General features: G+C 72.7%; 18 protein-coding genes and 1 pseudogene. 13 read left to right on the plus strand and 6 right to left on the minus strand.

Annotated features, from left to right (window positions below):
- Positions 1-10 precede the first annotated feature (10 nt).
- Positions 11-773: pseudogene (locus tag OHQ87_RS31480) on the minus strand (methyltransferase domain-containing protein); the annotation flags it as partial.
- Positions 774-1,122: 349 nt separating this feature from the next.
- Here OHQ87_RS31480 and groES point away from each other — a divergent pair.
- The 4 genes from groES to OHQ87_RS28870 all read left to right on the plus strand — a co-directional run bounded on the left by groES (position 1,123) and on the right by OHQ87_RS28870 (position 6,607).
- A complete protein-coding gene (gene groES, locus OHQ87_RS28855; protein ID WP_084261531.1) occupies positions 1,123-1,437 on the plus strand; it encodes a co-chaperone GroES in 315 nt (104 codons plus the stop codon).
- A 72-nt stretch (positions 1,438-1,509) separates the two neighbouring features.
- Positions 1,510-3,156 (plus strand): chaperonin GroEL, encoded by a 1,647-nt coding sequence (gene groL, locus OHQ87_RS28860; protein ID WP_328342980.1) that lies wholly within the window; start codon positions 1,510-1,512, stop codon positions 3,154-3,156.
- Between the two features lie 129 nt (positions 3,157-3,285).
- Positions 3,286-4,983: a molybdopterin-dependent oxidoreductase gene (locus tag OHQ87_RS28865; RefSeq protein WP_328342982.1), complete on the plus strand. Its 1,698-nt coding sequence runs from the start codon at positions 3,286-3,288 to the stop codon at positions 4,981-4,983.
- A 181-nt stretch (positions 4,984-5,164) separates the two neighbouring features.
- Positions 5,165-6,607, plus strand: a complete 1,443-nt coding sequence (locus OHQ87_RS28870; protein ID WP_328342984.1) for a non-reducing end alpha-L-arabinofuranosidase family hydrolase — start codon at positions 5,165-5,167, stop codon at positions 6,605-6,607.
- Between the two features lie 246 nt (positions 6,608-6,853).
- On the opposite strand, the gene OHQ87_RS28875 is transcribed toward OHQ87_RS28870, so the two are convergent.
- Positions 6,854-7,237, minus strand: coding sequence for a WhiB family transcriptional regulator (locus OHQ87_RS28875; protein ID WP_328342986.1), 384 nt, complete (start codon positions 7,235-7,237; stop codon positions 6,854-6,856).
- Positions 7,238-7,494: 257 nt separating this feature from the next.
- Here OHQ87_RS28875 and OHQ87_RS28880 point away from each other — a divergent pair, with 257 nt between their 5' ends.
- On the plus strand, positions 7,495-8,319 hold the full coding sequence (locus tag OHQ87_RS28880) for a helix-turn-helix transcriptional regulator (protein WP_328342988.1): 825 nt from the start codon (positions 7,495-7,497) through the stop codon (positions 8,317-8,319).
- 3 nt (positions 8,320-8,322) lie between these two features.
- Here the strand turns inward: OHQ87_RS28880 and OHQ87_RS28885 are convergent, their stop codons facing one another.
- Positions 8,323-8,733, minus strand: coding sequence for a DUF5319 domain-containing protein (locus OHQ87_RS28885; RefSeq protein ID WP_328342990.1), 411 nt, complete (start codon positions 8,731-8,733; stop codon positions 8,323-8,325).
- Between the two features lie 196 nt (positions 8,734-8,929).
- Between OHQ87_RS28885 and guaB the strand changes: the two genes are divergently transcribed.
- The 3 genes from guaB (at position 8,930) to OHQ87_RS28900 (ending at position 13,260) form a co-directional block, all read left to right on the plus strand.
- The gene (gene guaB / locus OHQ87_RS28890) at positions 8,930-10,492 is read left to right on the plus strand and encodes an IMP dehydrogenase (protein WP_328342992.1); all 1,563 of its coding nucleotides are present in this window, start codon (positions 8,930-8,932) and stop codon (positions 10,490-10,492) included.
- Positions 10,493-10,523: 31 nt separating this feature from the next.
- Complete coding sequence (locus OHQ87_RS28895; RefSeq protein WP_328342994.1) at positions 10,524-11,642, plus strand: GuaB3 family IMP dehydrogenase-related protein; 1,119 nt, start codon at positions 10,524-10,526, stop codon at positions 11,640-11,642.
- Positions 11,643-11,808: 166 nt separating this feature from the next.
- Positions 11,809-13,260, plus strand: a complete 1,452-nt coding sequence (locus OHQ87_RS28900) for a M1 family metallopeptidase (RefSeq protein WP_328342996.1) — start codon at positions 11,809-11,811, stop codon at positions 13,258-13,260.
- A gap of 24 nt (positions 13,261-13,284) precedes the next feature.
- Here OHQ87_RS28900 and OHQ87_RS28905 read toward each other — a convergent pair whose 3' ends face one another.
- Positions 13,285-14,409, minus strand: coding sequence for an LCP family protein (locus OHQ87_RS28905; protein WP_328342998.1), 1,125 nt, complete (start codon positions 14,407-14,409; stop codon positions 13,285-13,287).
- A gap of 130 nt (positions 14,410-14,539) precedes the next feature.
- Between OHQ87_RS28905 and OHQ87_RS28910 the strand changes: the two genes are divergently transcribed.
- Positions 14,540-16,249: a GMC family oxidoreductase gene (locus OHQ87_RS28910; protein ID WP_328343000.1), complete on the plus strand. Its 1,710-nt coding sequence runs from the start codon at positions 14,540-14,542 to the stop codon at positions 16,247-16,249.
- Between the two features lie 68 nt (positions 16,250-16,317).
- On the plus strand, positions 16,318-17,874 hold the full coding sequence (gene guaA, locus OHQ87_RS28915; RefSeq protein WP_328343002.1) for a glutamine-hydrolyzing GMP synthase: 1,557 nt from the start codon (positions 16,318-16,320) through the stop codon (positions 17,872-17,874).
- A 7-nt stretch (positions 17,875-17,881) separates the two neighbouring features.
- On the opposite strand, the gene OHQ87_RS28920 is transcribed toward guaA, so the two are convergent.
- On the minus strand, positions 17,882-18,187 hold the full coding sequence (locus tag OHQ87_RS28920; protein WP_328343003.1) for a PspC domain-containing protein: 306 nt from the start codon (positions 18,185-18,187) through the stop codon (positions 17,882-17,884).
- A 144-nt stretch (positions 18,188-18,331) separates the two neighbouring features.
- Here OHQ87_RS28920 and OHQ87_RS28925 point away from each other — a divergent pair, with 144 nt between their 5' ends.
- The 3 genes from OHQ87_RS28925 (at position 18,332) to OHQ87_RS28935 (ending at position 21,560) form a co-directional block, all read left to right on the plus strand.
- Positions 18,332-19,279: an NUDIX hydrolase gene (locus OHQ87_RS28925; RefSeq protein ID WP_328343004.1), complete on the plus strand. Its 948-nt coding sequence runs from the start codon at positions 18,332-18,334 to the stop codon at positions 19,277-19,279.
- 81 nt (positions 19,280-19,360) lie between these two features.
- Complete coding sequence (locus OHQ87_RS28930) at positions 19,361-20,353, plus strand: NUDIX domain-containing protein (protein WP_328343005.1); 993 nt, start codon at positions 19,361-19,363, stop codon at positions 20,351-20,353.
- A 277-nt stretch (positions 20,354-20,630) separates the two neighbouring features.
- The gene (locus OHQ87_RS28935; RefSeq protein ID WP_328349035.1) at positions 20,631-21,560 is read left to right on the plus strand and encodes a CDP-alcohol phosphatidyltransferase family protein; all 930 of its coding nucleotides are present in this window, start codon (positions 20,631-20,633) and stop codon (positions 21,558-21,560) included.
- A 63-nt stretch (positions 21,561-21,623) separates the two neighbouring features.
- On the opposite strand, the gene OHQ87_RS28940 is transcribed toward OHQ87_RS28935, so the two are convergent.
- Entirely contained in the window at positions 21,624-22,871 is a 1,248-nt protein-coding gene (locus tag OHQ87_RS28940) for a phosphatidylserine decarboxylase (protein ID WP_328343007.1), read from the minus strand.
- Positions 22,872-22,956: the final 85 nt, after the last annotated feature.

Raw genomic sequence — 22,956 nt, forward strand, 5'->3', positions numbered from 1 at the left:
TCGGCGGGTCCCGGCCGCAGCACGGTCGCCCGGCGGGGCACCTCGGCGAGCCGACCACACCAGAGGGCCGCCTCGACCAGGTCGCCGTCGACGCTCACCCACTCCGCCTCGGCCCCGGCCGGGATCAGCGCGTGGTCGAGGCCGGGGGCCACCTTCACCACCGTGTGCGGCACCCGCCCGGCCAGCCCGGTGACGAAGTCCCACGGTGGTGAGTAGGCGTTCGGGTCGAAGATCCGTCGTCCGGTGCCGGCCCGTCGCCGGGCCGGATCGCAGAAGACCGCGTCGACCCGGGTCACGTCGAACGCCGTCGCGTCGCCGCACTCCACGGTGAACATCGCGGCCAGCCCGGCGGCCTCGGCGTTCGCGGCGGCCAGCGCGGCGGTGACCGGGTCGGCCTCCACCCCGTACACCCGGATGCCGGCGCGGGCGGCGGCGAGCGCGTCGGCGCCGAGGCCGCAGCCCAGGTCGGCGAGGGCGCGCACCCCGGCGGCGGCGAGCCGGGCGGCCCGCCGGTCGGCGACCACCCGCCGGGTGGCCTGCTCCAGGCCGGGGCGGGTGAGGAACATCCCGGCCGCCTCCGGGCCGAACTTGCCGACCGCCCGGCGGCGCAGCTCGGCCTGGGTCAGCGCGGCGGCGGCCAGCCCGGCCGGCACCCCGCGCGACCGCAGCGCCGCCGCCGCGGCCAGCGGATCGCCGCCGGCCACCTCGGTCGCCGCGGTGAGCACGGCCGACCCCTCGGGGGTACGCAGCGCGGCGAACTGGTCCAGATCCACCCGCCCATTGTCCGGTCCGTCCCGGAGGTCGACTCGGGCGGGCCGAGGTCGCGGCCTCCGGGCGGGGTCGGCACCGCAGGGTCGCCACCGTTGAGTCGATCATGGCCGGGGTTGGGCCGGGGCGACACGGGAGGTGTCTCGTTGGCACTCTCCTTGACGGAGTGCTAGCCGAGGAATAACCTGCGATTAGCACTCTCACCCTGAGGGTGCCAGCGTCCCGGGCCATCCGGTCCGGGTGCTGAACGCCAGGCGGACCGGCACCCGCGACGACGGCCCCGCCCGGTGGCATGTGGCAATTGACGCTGGTCGGACTCTCGGCCGGCAACGAAACCAAGTACCCCAGGAGGGTATGCCCGTGACTACCGCGACCAAGGTTGCGATCAAGCCGCTCGAGGACCGCATCGTGGTCCAGGCGAACGAGGCTGAGACCACCACGGCGTCGGGCATCGTGATCCCCGACACCGCCAAGGAGAAGCCGCAGGAGGGCACCGTCCTCGCCGTCGGCCCGGGCCGGATCGACGACAAGGGCAACCGCGTGCCGCTCGACGTCAAGGTCGGCGACACCGTCCTCTACTCGAAGTACGGCGGCACCGAGATCAAGTACGCCGGCGAGGAGTACCTGGTGCTCTCCGCCCGCGACGTTCTCGCGGTCATCGAGAAGTAACCAACCGATTCCAGTGTCGTCGCCCCGGTCCGGCTCGCCGGGCCGGGGCGACGTCGCTTCGAAGGGACATTCATGGCGAAGATCCTGAGCTTCTCGGACGACGCCCGGCACCTGCTGGAGCACGGTGTCAACGCCCTCGCGGACACGGTCAAGGTCACCCTCGGCCCGCGCGGGCGCAACGTCGTCCTGGACAAGAAATTCGGTGCGCCGACGATCACCAACGATGGTGTGACCATCGCCAAGGAGATCGAGCTCACCAACCCCTACGAGAACCTCGGCGCGCAGCTGGTCAAGGAGGTGGCGACGAAGACCAACGACGTCGCCGGCGACGGGACCACCACCGCGACCGTGCTGGCCCAGGCGATGGTGCGCGAGGGCCTGCGCAACGTGACCGCCGGTGCCAACCCGGCCGGCCTCAAGCGGGGTGTCGACGCGGCGGCGGCCAAGGTCTCCGAGGCGCTGCTCGGCCGGGCCGTAGAGGTGGCCGACAAGAAGTCGATCGCGCACGTCGCGACGATCTCCGCGCAGGACGCCACCATCGGCGAGCTGATCGCCGAGGCGATGGAGAAGGTCGGCCGCGACGGTGTCATCACCGTCGAGGAGGGCTCCACCCTCACCACCGAGCTGGAGGTGACCGAGGGTCTGCAGTTCGACAAGGGCTTCATCTCGCCGAACTTCGTCACCGACTCGGAGTCTCAGGAGTCGGTGCTCGACGACCCGTACATCCTGATCACCACGCAGAAGATCTCGGCGATCGAGGAGCTGCTGCCGCTGCTGGAGAAGGTCCTCCAGAACAGCAAGCCGCTGCTGATCGTCGCCGAGGACGTCGACGGTCAGGCGCTGTCGACCCTGGTGGTCAACGCGATCCGCAAGACCATCAAGGTCTGCGCGGTCAAGGCCCCCGGCTTCGGCGACCGCCGCAAGGCGATGCTCCAGGACATGGCGATCCTGACCGGCGCCGAGCTGGTCGCCCCGGAGCTGGGCTACCGGCTCGACCAGGTCGGCCTGGAGGCGCTCGGCACCGCCCGGCGGGTCGTGGTCGACAAGGAGAACACCACGGTCATCGACGGCGGTGGCAAGTCCGCCGAGGTTGCCGACCGGGTCGCCCAGATCCGCAAGGAGATCGAGGCCTCCGACTCCGACTGGGACCGGGAGAAGCTGGCCGAGCGGCTGGCCAAGCTCTCCGGTGGCATCGCGGTCATCAAGGCGGGCGCGGCGACCGAGGTCGAGATGAAGGAGCGCAAGCACCGCATCGAGGACGCGATCGCCGCGACCAAGGCCGCGGTCGAGGAGGGTACGGTCCCCGGCGGCGGTGCCGCGCTGGCCCAGATCCGTTCGGTGCTCGACGACGACCTCGGCCTGACCGGTGACGAGAAGGTCGGTGTCTCGATCGTGCGCAAGTCGCTCGTCGAGCCGCTGCGCTGGATCGCCCAGAACGCCGGCCACGACGGTTACGTGGTGGTGGAGAAGGTCGCCGGCAAGGAGTGGGGCCACGGCCTCGACGCCGCCAAGGGCGAGTACGTCGACCTGGTCAAGTCCGGCATCATCGACCCGGTGAAGGTGACCCGCAACGCGGTCACCAACGCCGCGTCGATCGCCGGTCTGCTGCTGACCACCGAGAGCCTCGTGGTGGAGAAGCCGGAGCAGCCGGAGCCGGCCGCCGCCGGTGGGCACGGCCACGGTCACGGTCACGGCCACCAGCACGGCCCGGGATTCTGACCCGGTAGCACGCCTGTTCAGGGCGCATCGTCGTACGTCGGCGGTGCGCCCTGACGCGTCCGGGGGCAGCTGCTTACGGAACGGTGACGTGGTTGGCGGCCGGGGTGGTCGATCGACGACACTGGCCTGATGAGCACCACCTCCCGTGGCTTCGCCGCGCTGGCCGGGGTCACCGCCGCCGTGGTGGCCATCGGTGTCGCCGAGCCGGTCGCCGTCCTCACCGGCCCGCGTTCCGCCCCGCTGATCGCGGTCGGCGGGGTCGTGGTCGACGTGGTCCCCGAGCCGCTCAAGCAGTTCGCCATCGACGTCTTCGGCACGTACGACAAGATCGCCTTGCTGGTCGGGACGGCGGTGCTGCTGGCGGCGTTCGCCGCCGGGATCGGCGTGCTGGCCGCGCGCCGGCTCTCCGTCGGCCTGCTGGGCATCGCGGCGTTCGCCGGCCTCGGTGCCGCCGCCGCGCTCACCCGGGCCGGCGCGGATGTCGCCGACGCCCTACCCGCGCTGGTCGGCGGGGGACTGGGCGGGCTGGTGCTCTGGGCGTTCGTGGCCGGCCCGCTGCAGCTCGACCCCTGGCCCTGGCGGCCACCCACTCCGCTGCCCACCGCCTTCCCGGCCGCCCGCCCCGAGCCGGCCCCGACGGACGAGCCGGCCCCGACGGACGAGCCGGCCCCGACGGACGAGCCGTTTCCGGCGCGCGAGCCGACTCCGGTCCCCGAGCCGTCCCGGGCGGCCGGGCGGGAGCTCGGGGAGCCGAGTGACCCCGAGTCCCGGCGGCGGTTCCTGCGCGGGGCCGGCCTGCTCGCCGGCACGGCGACAGTGGTGGGGCTGGGCGGGCACTGGCTCGCCGGTCGACGGGGGGTCTCGGCGGCTCGGGAGGCCGTCGCGTTGCCCACCCCGTCGGCGGTGGCGCCGGCGGTGCCGCCCGGCGCGGATCTCTCGCTGGCCCAGCTCGCCCCCTACACCACCCCGAACGGCGGCTTCTACCGGATCGACACCGCGCTGGTGGTGCCGCAGGTCGATCCGCGGACGTGGCGGCTGCGCATCCACGGCCGGGTCCGCAACCCGATCGAGTTGACCTTCGCCGAGCTGCTCGCCCGCCCGATGGTCGAGCGGTACGTCACCCTGGCCTGTGTCTCCAACGAGGTGGGCGGGGACCTGATCGGCAACGCCCGCTGGCTGGGCGTACCCATCAAGGAGCTGCTCGACGAGGCGGAGCCGGAGGAGGGGGCCGACCAGGTGGTCGGCCGCTCTGTCGACGGCTGGACCTGCGGCACCCCCACGGCGGTGCTGCGCGACGGCCGGGACGCCCTGCTGGCGGTGGGGATGAACGGCGAGCCGCTGCCGGTCGAGCACGGTTTCCCGGTGCGGATGGTGGTGCCCGGCCTCTACGGGTACGTGTCGGCCTGCAAGTGGGTCACCGAGCTGGAGCTGACCAGCTTCGCCGACTTCGACGCGTACTGGGTGCCGCGCGGCTGGTCGGCGCAGGGGCCGGTGAAGACGCAGTCGAGGATCGACACTCCGCGCCCGCGCAACCGGCTGACCGCCGGTGAGGTGGTGGTGGCCGGGGTGGCCTGGGCGCAGCACCGGGGGATCAGCCGGGTCGAGGTACGGGTGGACGGTGGCGGGTGGCAGGAGGCGACCCTCGCCCCGGCGGTGTCGGTGGACACCTGGGTGCAGTGGTCCTGGCGCTGGTCGGCGACCCCGGGTGAGCACACCCTCCAGGTGCGGGCCACCGACCGCGACGGCGAGACCCAGACCGCGCTGGCCGCGCCGGTGGCTCCCGACGGCGCGACCGGTTGGCACCGCGTGAAGGTCACCGTCCGCTGATTCTCCAGCACCCGTCTGTCATCAGGCATGATCGATATGTTGATTACCGGAAATTCCACTGCGGTATCGAGGGTTGAGGCTGTGGGAGCGCTCCCGTAACATACCTGACGCGACTGTTAACGTTCACCTAACAACGACCACCACCAATGTGCAGGTCGCCATCCCGTCAGGAGGGTGTTTTATGTCCAGATCCAGATCGGCCAATGTCGGCCTGGTCTCGGCCGGTGTCGCGTTGCTGGCGTCGGCGTCGATCGTCACCGCGTTGCCGGCGGGTGCCGCGGCGGCGGGTTGCTCGGTGAACTACGCCGTGTCCTCGGAGTGGGGTGGCGGTTTCGGCGCCAACGTCGCGATCACCAACCTGGGCGACGCGGTGAGCAGCTGGACGCTCACCTGGTCCTTCGGCTCCGGGCAGTCGGTGACCCAGGCGTGGAACGCCACCGTGACGCAGAGCGGGTCGGCGGTGACCGCCAAGAACGTGAGCTACAACGGCGCGATCCCGACCAACGGCTCGGTGTCGTTCGGCTTCAACGGGGCCTGGACGTCGAGCAACCCGGTCCCGACGAGCTTCGCCCTCAACGGGGTGGCCTGCAACGGCGGCACGACGCCGACCAACCCGCCCACCACCCCGCCCACCACCCCGCCGACGACCGCGCCTCCCACCACCCCGCCGCCGACGACGCCTCCGCCGACCACCCCGCCGCCGGGTAACTGTTCCCTGCCGTCGACGTACCGCTGGTCGTCGACCGGCCCGCTGGCGCAGCCGAAGTCCGGCTGGGCGTCACTCAAGGACTTCACCATCGCCCCCTACCAGGGCAAGCAGTTGGTGTACGCCACCACCCACAGCAGCAGCGCCACCGGCGGCTGGGGTTCGATGAACTTCGGCCTGGTCGACAACCTCAACCAGCTCGGCTCGGCCCCCCAGAACACCATGAGCCAGAGCACCGTCGCGCCGTCGCTGTTCTACTTCGCGCCGAAGAACATCTGGGTTCTCGCCCACCAGTGGGGCGGGACGTCGTTCTCGTACCGCACGTCGACCAACCCGGCCAACGCCAACGGCTGGTCGGCCGCGCAGACCCTGTCGACCGCGAAGATCACCGACTCCGGCACCGGCGTGATCGACCAGACGATCATCGGCGACGACCAGAACATGTACCTGTTCTTCGCCGGCGACAACGGCAGGATCTACCGCCAGATCATGCCGATCGGGAACTTCCCGGGCAGCTTCGGCTCCAACTACACGACGATCATGAGCGACACCTCGGAGAACATCTTCGAGGCGCCGCAGGTCTACAAGGTGCAGGGCCGCAACCAGTACCTGATGATCATCGAGGCCAGGACGAGCTCCTGGGAACGCTACTTCCGCTCGTTCACGGCGACCAGCCTGAGCGGCACCTGGACGCCGAACGCGACGACCTACAACAACCCGTTCGCGGGCAAGGCCAACAGCGGTGCCACCTGGACCAACGACATCAGCCACGGCGAGCTGCTGCGCACCAGCGCGGATCAGACGAACACGATCGACCCGTGCAACCTGCAGCTGCTGTACCAGGGCCGCGCCACGAACTCGGGCGGTGACTACGGCCTCCTGCCGTACCGGCCGGGTCTGCTGACCCTGCAGCGCTGACGGCGTGACGCAGGTGGGACCCCGCTGTTCCTGACTCCCGCGACCGGCGGCGTACGCCGCACCGGGTGAGCCGTAGGGCGGCTCGGGAGCGGGATCGGGTGGAATGAGGGGCGGGTCCGGTGATGCCGGGCCCGCCCCGCTCTTCGTGCGTGTCGGCCGGCCCGGCGTCGGGGCCGGGGGCCGGGGAAACGACGAGGCCGCGCTCCGGAGATCGGAGTGCGGCCTCGTCGAGGTGTGGTGGGTCGGTCAGGCGATCTTGCGCTGGGCCGGTACGGCGGTCTTGTGCGAAGCGCCGAGCCGGGCCTCCATGCGGGCGATGTCCACCCGGGTCTGCCGGCGGTCGGCCAGGTCCTCCCAGCCGAGGGCGAGCAGGCGGAGCCGTTCCGACTCACTGAGGCCGCCCCAGACGCCGTACGGCTCGCGGACCGCGAGGGCGTGGGCGGCGCACTCGGCCCGCACCGGGCAGGCCTGGCACACGGACTTGGCGCCGGACTCCCGACGCAACCGCGACGAGCCGCGCTCGCCGTCCGGGTGGAAGAACTGGGCGCTGTCCCGGCCCCGGCAGGCGCCGAGACGCTGCCAGTCCCACAGGTCGACGATGGGTCCGGGCAGTCTACGTACGTTCGACATCAGCACCCCTCCTCCCGCGCGGCACCGCGGAGATCCTCGTTGAACCGGCGTCCGGGCTGTGGTCCGCGCTGGCGTACCCCGTTTCCGGCGTGCAGCTTCGGTACCCGAACCCCCGTGGCCTCACACGTGCTGAGATCGAAAAAGCCCGACAGCATGCGGCATATGACCCAAATGCCGGAAAAGTTCGAAGGATTGCCCGGAACCTCCTCCCCGGTGGACCCCGTCATGGTCTGCTCGTGTCCGGAGAGGAGACCACCGTGCGTACCGTTCTCGTATGTGTTCGGACACCGCTCGCCGCACAGCAGTTGACCAATGCGGCGGCGCGACTCGGCCTGGCTGCGGTCGTCCGGACCGCCGTCTCCGATCCCGAGGTGATGCTGCGGCTCGCCGAGCGCCCGGTCGACGTGGTGCTCGCCGACACGGCGCTCACCCGGCCGGACAGCGCCGGCTTCGTCCGCCGGGTGCTGGCCCGCGCGCCGCAGGCCGCGGTGCTGCTGCTCGGCACCGAGGAGTCGGAGGCGGCGGCGGCCACCATCAGCGCCGGGGCGCGGGGCCTGATCCAGGGCGCCGACCACGACCTGACCAGCGCGGTGGCCAAGGCCCTGCTGCTGCTCTCCGCGCCCGGACGCCCCGCCCGGCACCGGGTCGCCGACCCTGCCCGGGACACCGCCGCGGTCGGTGCGCCACCCCGATCCACCACCGGTCGTACGCCGACAGCGGGCTGGTCACAGGCGGCGGCCGAGGGGACGCCCGGAGCGCCGTCGGTGGTGCCCGTGCAGCGCGGTGACGACGAGGTCGACGGGGAATCGGAGGCCACGGCGACCGGGACGGCCCCGGCCGGCGCGTCGCCGCGACCGGCTCCCGGCGCGCGCAGCGGTCGGACCTCCGTCGGACTGACCGAACGCGAACTCCAGGTGCTGCTCGGGATGGCCGAGGGCAAGAGTAATGCGGAGATCGGCCGGGAACTCTTCGTTTCGGAGGACACCGTCAAGACCCACGCTCGGCGGCTGTTCCGCAAGCTCGGTGCCCGGGACCGGGCGCACGCGGTGGCCGCCGGCTTCCGCGCCGGCCTGGTCAGCTGAGCGTCAGTCGTCCGGGTCGGCGTCGTCCCCGGAGGACTCGGTGAGCGTGTCGTGCACCCCGTCGGCGTAGCCACGGGCATAGTCCCAGGTGACGTAGTGGTCGGGGTCGGGGTCGTAGGCCGGCTCGTGCACCCGGGGGCGACCGGAGCTGAGCAGGTGACGCAGGTTGCCCCGGAGCAGGTCCCAGTCGAAGTAGTGCGGCTCGCGGCAGTCCTCGCACTCGATGACCAGCCCGCGGACCCCGATCGGGGCCAGCAGGGCCTGGTAGATCTCCAGGTCGGCCAGGTCTTCCAGCACGTCCTGCCGCTCGACCTCGGTCAGCGGGTCGAGCGGGGCGTCGTCGACCGGGTCGTCCAGCCCCGCAGCCGGATCGGCCGGGTCGCCGTTGAACGGGTCGATGGGCTCGTCGTGCACCCCCTCACCGTAGACCCAACGCCCGCGCCACGCGTCCCCCGCCGGTCGCTGTGGCATCGCCGACCCCGGCCGGTCGCCCACGAGGGCCGCCCTGCTCAGTGGGTACGATGAGACGACTCGCCGTCACCCCGGCGTGCGCCGGTCGCCGCGCGCGCCGCCTCGCTGAATCCCGTCCGAGCAGCTCAGGGGAGCAATCGTGGAGAATTCGCCCAGCACCGATCGTCCGGCCGGCGTCGACAACGGCGAGTTGGCGGGCCACCTGCCGGAGCTGCCCGCCGGGTCGGCGCGGGTGGTGCCGCTCGGCCTGACCTTCGACGACGTGCTGCTTCAGCCGGGCGAGTCGGACGTGGTGCCCAGCCGGGTGAACACCCGCACCAGGCTCACCCGCAATGTCGAGCTGACCATCCCGCTGCTGTCCAGCGCGATGGACACCGTCACCGAGGCCCGGATGGCGATCGCGATGGCCCGCCAGGGCGGCATCGGCGTGCTGCACCGCAACCTCTCCCTGGAGGACCAGGCGCTCCAGGTCGACCTGGTCAAGCGCTCCGAGTCCGGCATGATCACCAACCCGGTGACGGCCAGCCCCGAGGACACCCTCCGCGAGGTCGACGAGCTGTGCGGTCGCTACCGCATCTCCGGCGTCCCGGTGGTGGACGGCGACGGCCAACTGGTCGGCATCGTCACCAACCGGGACATGCGTTTCGTCTCCGACCCGGCCACCCCGGTCCACGCGATCATGACCCGGACGCCGCTGGTCACCGCCCCGGTCGGGGTGAGCAAGGACGACGCGCTGGCGCTGCTGCGCCAGCACAAGGTCGAGAAGCTGCCGATCGTCGACGACGCGGGACGGCTGCGCGGCCTGATCACCGTGAAGGACTTCACCAAGAGCGAGCAGTACCCGGAGGCCACCAAGGACGACGCGGGCCGGCTGCGGGTCGCCGCCGCCATCGGGGTGGGCGAGGACGCCTACAAGCGGGCCCGCACCCTTGTCGACGCGGGCGTCGACGTGCTGATCGTGGACACCGCGCACGGTCACCAGCGGGCCGTGCTGGACATGGTCCGCCGGCTCAAGGCCGACGTCACGATCGACATCGTGGGCGGCAACGTGGCCACCTACGCCGGGGCGAAGGCGCTTGTCGACGCCGGTGCCGACGGCGTCAAGGTCGGGGTCGGCCCGGGTGCCATCTGCACCACCCGGATCGTCGCCGGGGTCGGCGTGCCGCAGGTGACCGCGATCATGGAGGCGGCCCGCGCGGCCCGCCCGGCCGGCGTCCCGGTTATCGGCGACGGCGGCATCCAGTACTCCGGCGACATCGCCAAGGCCCTGGTGGCCGGCGCCGACACGGTGATGCTCGGCAGCCTGCTGGCCGGCTGCGAAGAGAGCCCCGGTGAGCTGATCTTCGTCAACGGCAAGCAGTTCAAGGCGTACCGGGGGATGGGGTCGCTCGGCGCGATGCAGTCCCGGGGGCAGGCCAAGTCGTACAGCAAGGACCGCTACTTCCAGCAGGACGTGCTCAGCGACGACAAGCTGGTCCCGGAGGGCGTGGAGGGCCAGGTGCCCTACCGGGGGCCGCTGTCCCGGGTGGCCCACCAGCTGGTCGGCGGGCTGCGGCTGGCGATGGGGTACGCCGGCGCGGAGAACATCCCCGACCTGCACCACCGGGGCCAGCTCATCCGGATCACCGCGGCCGGGCTCAAGGAGAGCCACCCGCACGACATCCAGATGACCGTCGAGGCGCCCAACTACCACACCCGCTGACCCACCACCCCCCAACCACCTGGAGTCCCTCATGCGTGACGTGGTCGAGATCGGGCTGGGCAAGACCGCGCAGCGCGGTTACCACCTGGACGACATCGCCATCGTGCCCAGCCGGCGCACCAGGGACGTCGACGACGTCTCCACCGGCTGGCAGCTCGACGCCTACCATTTCGACATCCCCTGTGTCGGTCACCCCTCGGACGCCACCATGAGCCCCGCCTCGGCGGTGCGACTCGGCCAGCTCGGTGGTCTGGGAGTGCTCAACGTCGAAGGCCTCTGGACCCGGTACGAGAACCCGGCCAAGGTCCTGGAGGAGCTGGCCGACCTGGGCGAGGACGCCCGCGCGACCAAGCGGCTCCAGGAGGTCTACGCCGAGCCGATCCGCCCCGACCTGATCGCCGAGCGGGTCCGCGAGCTGCGGGCGGGTGGCAGCACGGTGGCCGTCCGGGTCTCCCCGCAGCACACCCTGGCGCTGGCCCCGGTGATCCTGGACGCGGGCGTCGACATCCTGGTCATCCAGGGCACCATCGTCTCGGCCGAGCACGTCTCGACCACCGACGAGCCGCTGAACCTCAAGGAGTTCATCGCCGACCTCGACCTCCCGGTGGTGGTCGGCGGTTGCACCGACTACAAGACCGCGCTGCACCTGATGCGTACCGGTGCGGCCGGGGTGATCGTCGGCATCGGCGGCGACGACTGGTCGACCACCGAGTCGGTGCTCGGCATCAGGGTGCCGATGGCCACCGCGATCGCCGACGCCGCCGCGGCCCGCCGCGACTACCTCGACGAGACGGGCGGACGCTACGTCCACCTGATCGCCGACGGTGACATGCAGACCTCCGGCGACATCGCCAAGGCGCTCGGCTGCGGCGCGGACGCGGTGATGCTCGGCGAGCCGCTGTCGCTCTGCGCGGAGGCCCCGGCCGGCGGCGCCTGGTGGCACTCGGCGGCCAGCCACCCGTCGCTGCCGCGTGGCGCGTTCGAGGTGGCGGGCGAACCGCTCGGCTCGATGGAGCGGCTGCTCTTCGGCCCGGCCGACGAGCCGGACGGCCAGCTCAACCTCTTCGGCGGGCTGCGTCGGGCGATGGCCAAGTGCGGCTACCGCGACCTGAAGGAGTTCCAGAAGGTCGGCCTGGTCCTCGACCGCTGACCCGCCGCAGCGACCGGCCGGCTCCCGGGTCCGGCCGGTCGCTGCGTCCGTTACCCGCCGGGCCGTCCCGATCCGCCACCGGTCCGTCGTTCGGGGTATGTGCGGCCGGTGCTCTCGGTAGGCTGCGCGCACGGCGGGGCGGGTGAACGGGGGACACAGGGTGGCCATGAGCCGGAACCGGCGCGGTCTCGCGCTGCTGGTGGCCGTGGTGCTGGCCCTGGCCGGCTGTACCGCCGACCGGAGGCCGCGGGAGGAATCCCGGCCGGCCCCGACGACCAGCCCGACCCTGGGCGCGACCACCGGCCCGGCCGGCGTCGGCGACCCGTACTTCCCGACCGCGGGCAACAGCGGTTACGACGTCGACAGGTACGCCCTCAAGGTCCGCTACGACCCGGCCACCGACGAGCTGCGCGGCACCACCACCGTGCGGGCCACCGCCACCGCCGGGCTGCCCCTGTTCCACCTCGACCTGGCTGGCCTGACGGTGCGGCGGGTGACAGTGGACGGCACGCCGGCCCGGCACGCCCGCGAGGGTGCCGAGCTGGTGATCACCCCGGCCACGCCGGTCCGAGCCGGGGCGGTCTTCACCGTCGAGGTCGACTACGACGGCCGGCCGGTGCCGCTGCGCAACGAGACGATCGGCGAGGGCGGTTGGCTGCACACCGCCGACGGAGCGGTCGCGCTCGGCCAACCCGAGTCGGCGAGCACCTGGTTCCCGGTCAACGACCACCCCTCCGACAAGGCCACCTACGACTTCGAGATCACCGTGCCGAAGGGGCTGGTCGCGGTCGCCAACGGCGTGCCGAAGGGGCAGCGTCCGGCAGCCGGCGGTGGGACCACCTGGCGCTGGTCCGAGGACGCCCCGATGGCCAGCTACCTGAGCACCGTGGTGATCGGGAAGTACCGCACCACCACCGGTGAACACCGGGGCAGACCGGTGTTCAGCGCGGTCGCCAGCACCCTGCCCCGGGGTGCCGCGGACGAGTCGATCGCCCGCACGCTGGAGGTCGCCGACCACCTGGAGAGCGTCTTCGGGCCGTACCCGTTCGGGGCGTACGGCGGGGTGGTGGTCGACGATCCCCGGATCCGGTACGCGCTGGAGACGCAGAGCCGGCCTGTCTACTCGGCCAGCTTCTTCCGGACCGGCGAGAACACCGGGGTGGTCGCGCACGAACTGGCCCACCAGTGGTTCGGCGACAGCGTCTCGCTGGCCCGCTGGGAGGACATCTGGCTCAACGAGGGGCTGGCCACGTACACCGAGTGGCTCTGGGCCGAACACCAGGGCCGGGACACCGCCCAGGCGGCCTTCGACACGCGGTACGCCTCGTCCAGCGACCAGGTCTGGCGGGTGCCGCCCGGAGCGCCCGGGGTGGCGAACCTGTTCAGCGATTCGGTCTACCAACGCGGCGGGATGACCGTGCACGCGCTCCGGGTGACGGTCGGCGACGACGCGTTCTTCCGGATCCTGCGGACCTGGGTGGCGGAGAAGCGGAACGACAATGCCACCACCGCCGAGTTCGTGGCCACCGCCGAGCGGGTCTCCGGGCAGCAGCTCGACGACCTCTTCGCCGCCTGGCTGCACGGCACCGAACGACCCCCGCCGCCCACCCGCCGCTGACCCGTCCCAGCCCCGCCCACCCGGTCAGTTCTTCACCCGCAGCTCGGGGTGGGCGTCCAGATAACTCTCGGCCTTGCCGGCCTTGAGCGCCGGCAGGAAGCCCTTGCCGACGGTGGTGAGCTGCTCACCCCGGTAGCTGCTGCCCTTGCCCACCCCGTCGCCGGGCAGGCCGACCAGGGTGATCCGGTCGGCGCTCATGCCACCCAGGGCGTACGCCAGGTCGACGATGCGCGGCCCGCCCGCATAGACCAGGGTGTCGCCGAGCGCGGCCACCACCTGCTCCACCCGGTCCGGTTCACGGGCCAGGTTCCCGCCGAGGATCTTGGCGGCCAGCGCCCGGAGGAGCTGCTGCTGGTGGCGCTGCCGGGCGTAGTCGCCGCCGGCGATGTAGCGCTGCCGGGCGTAGTCGAGCGCCTGCCAGCCGTTGAGGTGCCGTTCGCCCTTCTCGTAGACCATCTGCGGGCCGGTGTAGCCGCCGCCACCGGGGGCCGGGTCGCGGTACTTGCCGTCCGGCCTGCGGTGCAGGGAGGGGACCCGCTGGTCGACGTAGAGGTCCACCCCGCCGAGGGTGTCGACCAGCCGGTCGAAGCCGTTGAAGGTGATCACCGCACCGGCGTCGAAGCGCAGCCCGGTGTAGCCGGCGACCGTGCTGCGCAGCAGCTCGTACCCCTGGGCGGCGCTGGGGTTCTTGGGTTTGCCCGGCACCCGGCTGCCGTAGCTCATCGCGTGGGTGAGCTTCGTCCGGCCGCCCTTGTACCCCGACTTCGGGAACGCCGGGATGTCGACCACCAGGTCGCGGGGGAGCGAGAAGAGGTACGCCCGGTCCAGCCCGGCCGGCACGTGCAGCACCAGCACCGAGTCGCCGTGCGGCTCCCAACCGGGCACGCTGACCCGGGTGTCCACCCCGACCAGGAGCAGGTTGAGCGGGCCGGTGATGGCCGCGCCGGGTGGCGGGGTCGGGCTGGGGGTGGGGGTGGGGCTCGGCGTCGGGCTGGCGGTCGTGGCGACCGGCCCGGCCGTACGCCGTGGCCCGTCGTCGCGGACCTGCCGGGTCACCACCAGGGCGACCACCGCCACCAGTACGACACCGACCAGGGCGGCCAGCCCCCACACCCATCGTGGGCGTCCCGTTCCGGTTTCCTGAGTCATCGCTCGCCACCCCCGTCTGCACAACGCGTCGACCGGCCCCCCGGGTTGCGGGCGTCGATCGGCGACGGTGAGCATGATCGCGCGAAATCCGGCACTGGCGCGATGGCTACCCGCCGGTAATGATGCGTTCATGCGGTACGACGTGCTCGTCATCGGCTCCGGCTTCGGTGGCAGCGTCACCGCGCTGCGGCTGGCCGAGAAGGGCTACACCGTAGGGGTGCTGGAGGCGGGCCGGCGGTTCGCCGACGACGAGTTCCCGCAGACCTCCTGGCGGCTGCGCCGGTTCCTCTGGGCACCCCGGCTCGGCTGTTACGGGCTGCAACGGATCACCCTGCTCCGCCCGGCCGACCGGAAGGCCGGCGGCGGCGTGCTCGTGCTCTCCGGTGCCGGGGTGGGCGGCGGCTCCCTGGTCTACGCGAACACCCTCTACCAGCCGCCGGACGCCTTCTACACCGACCCGCAGTGGCGCGACGTCACCGACTGGCGGGCCGAACTCGCCCCTCACTACGACCAGGCCGCACGGATGCTCGGGGTCACCACGTACCCCCGGCACACCGGCGCGGACCGGGCGATGCGGGCGGTGGCCGAGCGGATGGGGGTGGGGCACACCTTCGGGCCCACCCCGGTGGGGGTGCACCTCGGCCGCCCCGGCGAACGGGTGGCCGACCCGTACTTCGGTGGGGCGGGGCCGGAGCGCACCGGCTGCACGCACTGCGGGTCGTGCATGACCGGCTGCCGGCACGGTGCCAAGAACACCCTGGTCAAGAACTACCTGTGGCTTGCCGAACGGCTCGGCGCGCGGGTCCATCCGCTGACCACGGTGACCGCCGTCCACCCGGATGCCGACGGCGGCTACCGGGTGCACACCACGCGGACCGGAGCCTGGCTGCGGCGGCGTCGCCAGGTGTTCCGGGCCGACCAGGTGGTCTTCGCGGCCGGCGCGCTCGGCACCCAGCGGCTGCTGCACGAGATGAGGCAGACCGGGGTGCTGCCCCACCTGTCGGACCGCCTCGGCGAACTGACCCGCACCAACTCGGAGGCGATCCTCGGCGCGTCGGTCGGCCACCGGCAGGCCGGGCAACGGGGGCTCGACTTCACCGACGGGGTGGCGATCACCAGCTCGTTCCACCCCGACCCGCAGACCCACGTCGAGCCGGTCCGCTACGGCCGGGGCGCCAACGCGATGGGGCTGCTCCAGTCGTTGCTTGTCGACGGCGGCCCGCACCGGGTCCGGCGCTGGCTGGGCGGCCTCGTCCGGCACCCCCTGGTGGCCGCCCGGATGCTCTCGGTGCGCCGCTGGTCGGAGCGGACGGTGATCGCGCTGGTGATGCAGTCGGTCGACAACTCGCTTACCACCCGCTGGCAGCGGGGCCCGCTGGGCCGGCGACGGCTGGTCTCCGGCCCCGGGCACGGCGCGCCCAACCCGACCTGGATCCCGGCCGGCAACCGGGCGGTCCGGCTGCTCGCCGAGGAGATCGACGGCACCCCGGGTGGGGCGTTGACGGAGCCGTTCGACATCCCGATGACCGCGCACATCCTCGGCGGGGCGGTGATCGGTGCCACCCCGGCCGACGGGGTGATCGACCCGTGGCACCGGGTGTACGGGCATCCGGGGCTGCACGTGGTCGACGGGGCGGCGGTCTCGGCGAACCTCGGGGTGAACCCGTCGCTGACGATCACCGCGCAGGCGGAACGGGCGATGTCGTACTGGCCGAACAAGGGCGAACCGGACCCCCGGCCGCCGCTCGGGTCGGCGTACACCCGGATGGGTGCGGTGCCGCCGCGGCACCCGGCGGTCCCGGCGGACGCCCCCGGCGCGCTGCGTCACGGGCCGCGCTGACCGGGTGCGGCGTGCCCGGGGGCGGCCCGTGCCCGGGGCGGGTGTGACTGTCGGTAGGATTTGCGCACATGAGCACGCCTCGCCCCGTCCTCGTGGTGGACTTCGGAGCCCAGTACGCCCAGCTCATCGCGCGCCGGGTGCGCGAGGCGAAGGTCTACTCGGAGATCGTCCCGCACTCCATGCCGGTCGCCGAGATGTTGGCGAAGGACCCGGCCGCGATCATCCTGTCCGGCGGCCCGTCCAGTGTCTACGCCCCGGAGGCTCCGCAGATCGACGCCGGGCTGTTCGAGGCGGGCGTGCCGGTATTCGGCATCTGCTACGGCTTCCAGGCGATGGCCCAGGCGCTCGGCGGCACTGTCGCCCGGACCGGCAACCGGGAGTACGGCGGCACCCCGCTGCGTCCCCGGCTGCTCGACCCGGGCGTGCTGCTGCGTGACCTGCCGGCCGATCTGCCTGTCTGGATGAGCCACGGCGACGCGGTGACCGAGGCCCCGGCCGGTTTCACTGTGACCGCCGAGTCGGCGGGTGCCCCGGTCGCCGCCTTCGAGGACCTGGCCGGTCGCCGGGCCGGTGTGCAGTTCCACCCCGAGGTGGGGCACACCGCGCAGGGTCAGGAGATGCTCCGCCGCTTTCTCTACGACATCGCCGGCATCGCGCCGACCTGGACGCCGCAGAACATCATCGACGAGCAGGTGGCCCGGATCCGGGCCCAGGTCGGCGACAAGGAGGTCATCTGCGGCCTGAGCGGCGGGGTCGACTCGGCGGTCGCCGCCGCGCTTGTCCACAAGGCGGTCGGTGACCAGCTCACCTGCGTCTTCGTCGACCACGGCCTGCTGCGCGCCGGCGAGGCCGAGCAGGTGGAGAAGGACTACGTGGCAGCCACCGGCATCAAGCTGAAGGTGGTGGACGCGGCCGAGCGGTTCCTCGGCGCGCTGGCGGGGGTGACCGACCCGGAGCAGAAGCGGAAGATCATCGGCCGGGAGTTCATCCGGGTCTTCGAGGCCGCCGCCCGGGAGGTCGCCGCCCACGGCGACGTCGAGTTCCTGGTGCAGGGCACCCTCTACCCGGACGTGGTGGAGTCCGGCGGCGGCACCGGCACCGCCAACATCAAGAGCCACCACAACGTCGGCGGCCTGCCGGAGGATCTGAAGTTCGCCCTGGTCGAGCCGCTGCGCACGCTGTTCAAGGACGAGGTCCGGGCGCTCGGCCTCCAGCTGGGCCTGCCCGAGGCGATGGTCTGGCGGCACCCGTTCCCGGGGCCGGGTCTGGCCATCCGGATCATCGGCGCCGTCGACCGGGAGCGGTTGGCGCTGCTGCGCCAGGCCGACCTGATCGCCCGGGAGGAGCTGACCGCCGCCGGCCTGGACCGGGGCGTCTGGCAGTTCCCGGTGGTGCTCCTGGCCGACGTGCGCAGCGTCGGGGTGCAGGGTGACGGGCGCAGCTACGGGCATCCCGTCGTGCTGCGCCCGGTCTCCAGCGAGGACGCGATGACCGCCGACTGGTCCCGGCTGCCCTACGACGTGGTGGCCCGGATCTCCACCCGGATCACCAACGAGGTCGCCGAGGTCAACCGGGTGGTCCTGGACGTGACGAGCAAGCCGCCGGGCACCATCGAGTGGGAGTGACCGGGGCTCAGCCGGCCGTCGGCGGTACCGCCGGAGGCTGAGGCTGCGGCCGGGGTGCCGGCTGCGGCGTCGTCGGGTGCGGCCAGGCCGGGGCGCCGGCCGGCTCCTCCGGCATCAGGAACCACATGACCGGGTACGCCAGGGCGGCGACACCGCCGGTGACCAGGGTCGCCACCGCGAACAACACCCGGACCAGGGTGGGGTCGACGGCGAAGTAGCGGCCGAGGCCGCTGGCGACGCCTGCCACCATCCGGTCGGTGGTCGGCCTGCGGAGCTGCTTGTACGGGGCGTGGGGGGTGCTCGTCGAGGTCATGTCTCCACGGTCCGCGCCGACCGGGCCGCCGACCTCGGTGACTGCCCCGATCCCTACCCTGATCGATCCCTGAGTGGCCAGCTCTGAGTCAGGAATCCGACTCTTTTCCGCACTGGTAACGCGACCCGGGGAGAATTTGGCTCCGTGACCACCTTGCTGGAGCCGCTCCGCAGGATCGCGGCATATGCAGTCTGTGCAGATTCAGTCGGCCGAGTGTTGCTGGTCCGCGCATCGGAGCGCTCCGGCACCCCCGGCGTATGGTCCCTGCCCGGTGGGGCGGTCGACCACGGCGAGGACCCGAACCACACGGTCGTCCGGGAGACAGCCGCCGAGACGGGCCTCTCGGTCGCCGTCGCCGGCCTGGCGGACGTCCTGGCCGACATGCGCGCACTGCCCGAGCGGCGCATCACCATCCACACCGACCGCCTGATCTACCAGGTCTCGGTGCGTGGCGGCACCCTCACCGACCGGGTGGACCGCTCCACCGACCTGGTCCGCTGGTACACCCTCGACGAGGCGCGGGAGCTGCCGCTGCGGGCCTTCACCGCACGCGCCCTGGGGCTGCCGGCCTCCTCGGCCGACGTGGTCCCCGACGAGGCCCCCGAGTTCCCCTCCTTCTACGCCGTGCCCGGCCCGGACGGGCTGCACCGGGCGCAGCGCTTCGCCGCGTACGCGGTGGCCACCGACCCGGCGGGCCGGGTGCTGCTGACCCGGGTCTCCGACGGCTACCCGGGCGCGGGCTGCTGGCACCTGCCCGGCGGCGGCACCGACTACGGCGAGCAGCCGGGCGCGGCACTGATCCGGGAGCTGGTCGAGGAGACCGGGCAGACGGGTCGACTCGTCGAGCTGCTCGGGGTGGCCAGTCACCGGGACGCCGCCTCGCTCGGCCCCGAGGGCTACCCGATCGACTGGCACGGCGTACGCGCCTTCTACCGGGTGATGGTCGACCAGCCCGCCCCGCCGACGGTGACCGACGTGGGCGGCTCCACCTGTGAGGCCCGCTGGTTCGCCCGTGAGGAGCTGGGTGCCCTGCCCGCCGACCGGCTCACCGAGGTCACCGCCGAGGCGGTGCAGGCCGCCCGACTCACCTGACGGTGGCTGCCCCGGTCGGTGCTCGGTCGGGCGACCGCTAGCCTCATGATCGACGGGCGGGCCGCGACGGGGGAGTGCGACGTGCAGGAGCGACGGCGGATCGCGGCGTACGGCTGGGCGGTGGACGACGCCGGCCGGGTCCTGCTGGCCCGGGGGGCGGCCTCCGGCCCCTTTCCGGAGGTCTGGCGGTTGCCGGGCGGGGGCGTCCGGCATGCCGAGCATCCGGTCGACGCAGTGGTCCGCGGGTTCGCCGAGGAGACCGGGCTGGACGCCACGGTCACCGGGGTGCGCGCCGCCGTCGCCGACGTGACCCACCTCCGTGCCGGAAACTCGGACGTGTCGGTGCACACCGACCGATTGGTGTTCGACGTCACCGTCCGGGGTGGTCGACTCCGCTCGGCGGCGGACGGGGGCGCCGACGAATTGGCCTGGTGCACCCCGCAGGAGGCGGCGGTGTCGCCGTTGCTGCCGTTCACCGCCCGGCTGCTCGGCCTGCCGGCCGCGCCGCTTCCCGCCGACCTGCCGCAGGAACCGCCGACCGCGCCTCAGCCGCCGCCCGGGTCGGACCGGCGGCAACGGTTCGCCGCGTACGGCCTGGTCACCGACCCCGACCAGCGGGTGTTGCTCACATTGATCGCGCCCGGCTATCCGGGTGCCGGCAAGTGGCATCTGCCCGGCGGGGGTACCGATCACGGTGAGCAGCCGGTCGACGGTCTGTTACGGGAACTGGTGGAGGAGGCGGGCCAGCGGGGCCGGGTCGACCGATTGATCTTGGTCGACAATCTGCACAATCCGGTCGCAGTCGGCCCAGAGGGTCGACCACTCGACTGGCATGGAGTGCGGGTGATCTATCGGGTGCTGGTCGACGAGCCCGGCGAGGCGGTGGTGACCGAACCAGCGGGGGGATCGACGGCGAGCGCCGCCTGGTTCACGTCTTCGCAGCTCAGCGGCCTTTTGTTGACAGACGTGGCCCTGTTGGCGACCGGGGCGGCGGTCGGATGGCGGTCGCTCGACGAGCCGGTTGAGGGGCACTCCGGTAAAGTCAGGCCTGCGGTTGGCGACAAGAATGGGTGATGAAGCCCGAGATGGGAATAAGGGAGCGGTTCGCGTGGTTTAAGCGGATATAGAACTACCGCCGGCAGCTATCGCCAAGCACCAGGCCCCTGTGCAATGGTGTACTCCGCTTGAACGGCTGCCGGGCCACGAAGCGGTCCGGCACGAGACAGCCGGACATCCGCCCGCACGGGCGGCCAGCCGATCCGGTGATGGAGGAAACGTGCCGAGAGCCCCATGGCGCCGGCGTCGTACGACTGACAGTCCGCGCCCCGCAGGGCGTCGCTGGGCGGGCCGGTTGCGCCGCAGCAGCACATTCGCCCGCCAGGTGCTGCTGGTCCGGGTGGGTCGCCGCGACGGCGACCAGCTCAACAGCACCGACCTGGTCCTTCCGGAGCACCGTGTCGACCGCCAACGTCGCCGGTACGGTTTCGACCGTCGGGGGGTCACCCTCGACCGCGCCGAGATCGAGGCGGTCGTGCCGGTCAGCCCGGCACTCGCCCCCGCCGCGTCGGTCGACGATTCGCCGGCGACGGCGATCCCGCTGCTCCCCGGCGCGCGTACCCCGGCCCGCCGGATGAAGTTCGCGCTGGTCAACGCCTGCACCCTGGCCAGCCTGGTGCTCGGCATCAACGCCATCTTCGTGGCCATGGACGGTCATACCCGGCTCGCCGCGCTCCTGCTGATCGCCTGCGTGGTCTTCGACGGTCTCGACGGCGCGCTCGCCCGGAAGTTCGGCGTGGCCAGCCCGTTCGGTGCCCAGATGGACTCGCTTGCCGACATGTGCTCCTTCGGCCTGGCCGCCCCGGTGGTGGTCTACGCCTCGCTGGCCGGGTCGGCCCCCACCGCCGCCGCGGCGGTCGCGGCGGCCCTCGTGGCGTCCTGCGCCGCGATCCGGCTCGCCCGGTTCAACGTCTCACCCAAGGACGGCCGGTTCTTCTGCGGCGTGCCCACCACCATGGCGGCGGCGGTGCTCGCCCTCACCGTGGCCATCGGGCTGCCGCTGCCGGCGACCGTGCAGATCGGCGGGGTGGCGCTGCTGGCCTTCGCGATGGTGTCCAGCTTCCCCTACGCCAAGCTTGCCCGGCTGGTCAAGCTGCCGCCGTGGCTCTGGCTGGCCCCGGCCGTCGGCGCGCTTGTCGACATCCGGCTCACCTTCGCCCTCGTGGTGATGGGCTACCTGGTCAGCGGGCCGCTGCTCTGGCTGCACCAGCGTCGCACAGCCTGATCCGTCCGCAGCTACGCAACAGGGGCGCCGCGATCGCGGCGCCCCTGTTCGCGTCGGCGTCGCTCAGCTCCAGCGGGCGATGACCGAGGAACCGCCGACCACCTTGTCGCCGGGGCCGACCAGCGGCTCGGCGGCGTCGGCCGGCAGGTAGACGTCGGTACGGGAGCCGAACCGGATCAGCCCGAACCGTTCGCCCCGGGCCAGCAGTGCCCCCACCGGGGCCCGCTGCACGATCCGGCGGGCGATCAGCCCGGTCCGCTGTGCCACCACCACCGTGCCGTGCGCGGTGTCCAGCACCGTGTAGGCGGCGACGTTGTGCTCGGCGTCCGGCTTCATCGCGTTGACGAAGCCACCGTCGGCGACGAAGTAGTCCACCACCTTGCCGGCCACCGGCGAGCGGTTGACGTGCACGTCCAGCACCGACAGGAAGACCGCGATCCGCAGCCACTCACCGTCGCCGAACCGCTCGTCGTGCAGCCGCTGCACCGACAGCACCTGGCCGTCCGCGGCGGCGACCACCGCCGACGGGTCCTCCGGCACGTCCCGCTGCGGGTCCCGGAAGAACGCGGCCACCGGAGCGGCGGCGAGCGCCGGCACCAGCCACAGCTTCGACTTCGGCCGGACCACCCGGGCGACCGCGGCCAGGCCGAGCGCGATGCCGGCCGCCGCCACCCCGTTCGAGTCGATGTGCATGCCCCGGGTCAGCGGCACGCTCGACGGCCGGTACGCCGGGGCGAGCTGGGCCGCCGCCGCGGGGCTGGCCGGGGTGAACCGCAGGTGGTGCACCCGGACCGGCGGGGAGTTGCGCAGCACCAGGTCGGTGCGGACGCCGTGCAGCACGCCGTGCCGGTCCAGCTCGGCGGCGGCCCCGTCGGTGCGGAACACCGGTGCGGCCACGCTCAGCACCGCGCCGTCGGCCAGGTACTTGGTGAGGCCGTCGACGGCGTCGCGGGTCTCCTCGCCGGTGCCGGTGAACGGCTCGGCGGCGATCACCAGCTCGGCAGTGTCCGCCTCGGCGAGGGAGTCGACCACCCGTACCCGGTCGGCGACCCAGCGGCCCTGGGCCGTGACGTGTTCGCGCAGCGTGGCGGCGTCGGTCGCCGGGGCCGGCACGACGGTCAACGTGTCACCCGGCAGCAGCGCGTCGATCGCCGCGGCGAGGACCGCGGCCCCGGGGGCCGCGCCCACCAGCAGGGCGGCCTTCGGGTCGTTGCGTCGGGCGAGTTCGGCGACGAGGGTACGGGCGGCACGCTCGCCGATGCGGACCGGACCGGACGGACCGGAGGGGCGCACGGCGGGGGACTGGGTCATGTCGGGCGGGCTCCTGACAGGGTAGAGACGGACGTCGCGGCGGGACCGCCTCGGGCGCCCCGGACAGTGCACACCCGGGCCGGTG

The sequence above is a fragment of the Micromonospora sp. NBC_00421 genome (assembly GCF_036017915.1).
Taxonomy (GTDB): Bacteria; Actinomycetota; Actinomycetes; order Mycobacteriales; family Micromonosporaceae; genus Micromonospora.

What these genes read in the sequence shown, in the direction of transcription:
- OHQ87_RS28905 (WP_328342998.1), bottom strand. Translation starts at nt 14,409, where the DNA reads ATGACTCAGGAAACCGGAACGGGACGCCCACGATGGGTGTGGGGGCTG.
- OHQ87_RS28900 (WP_328342996.1), top strand. Translation starts at nt 11,809, where the DNA reads ATGAGCCGGAACCGGCGCGGTCTCGCGCTGCTGGTGGCCGTGGTGCTG.
- guaA (WP_328343002.1), top strand. Translation starts at nt 16,318, where the DNA reads ATGAGCACGCCTCGCCCCGTCCTCGTGGTGGACTTCGGAGCCCAGTAC.
- OHQ87_RS28865 (WP_328342982.1), top strand. Translation starts at nt 3,286, where the DNA reads ATGAGCACCACCTCCCGTGGCTTCGCCGCGCTGGCCGGGGTCACCGCC.
- OHQ87_RS28940 (WP_328343007.1), bottom strand. Translation starts at nt 22,871, where the DNA reads ATGACCCAGTCCCCCGCCGTGCGCCCCTCCGGTCCGTCCGGTCCGGTC.
- groES (WP_084261531.1), top strand. Translation starts at nt 1,123, where the DNA reads ATGCCCGTGACTACCGCGACCAAGGTTGCGATCAAGCCGCTCGAGGAC.
- OHQ87_RS28895 (WP_328342994.1), top strand. Translation starts at nt 10,524, where the DNA reads ATGCGTGACGTGGTCGAGATCGGGCTGGGCAAGACCGCGCAGCGCGGT.
- OHQ87_RS28920 (WP_328343003.1), bottom strand. Translation starts at nt 18,187, where the DNA reads ATGACCTCGACGAGCACCCCCCACGCCCCGTACAAGCAGCTCCGCAGG.
- groL (WP_328342980.1), top strand. Translation starts at nt 1,510, where the DNA reads ATGGCGAAGATCCTGAGCTTCTCGGACGACGCCCGGCACCTGCTGGAG.
- OHQ87_RS28875 (WP_328342986.1), bottom strand. Translation starts at nt 7,237, where the DNA reads ATGTCGAACGTACGTAGACTGCCCGGACCCATCGTCGACCTGTGGGAC.
- OHQ87_RS28910 (WP_328343000.1), top strand. Translation starts at nt 14,540, where the DNA reads ATGCGGTACGACGTGCTCGTCATCGGCTCCGGCTTCGGTGGCAGCGTC.
- OHQ87_RS28870 (WP_328342984.1), top strand. Translation starts at nt 5,165, where the DNA reads ATGTCCAGATCCAGATCGGCCAATGTCGGCCTGGTCTCGGCCGGTGTC.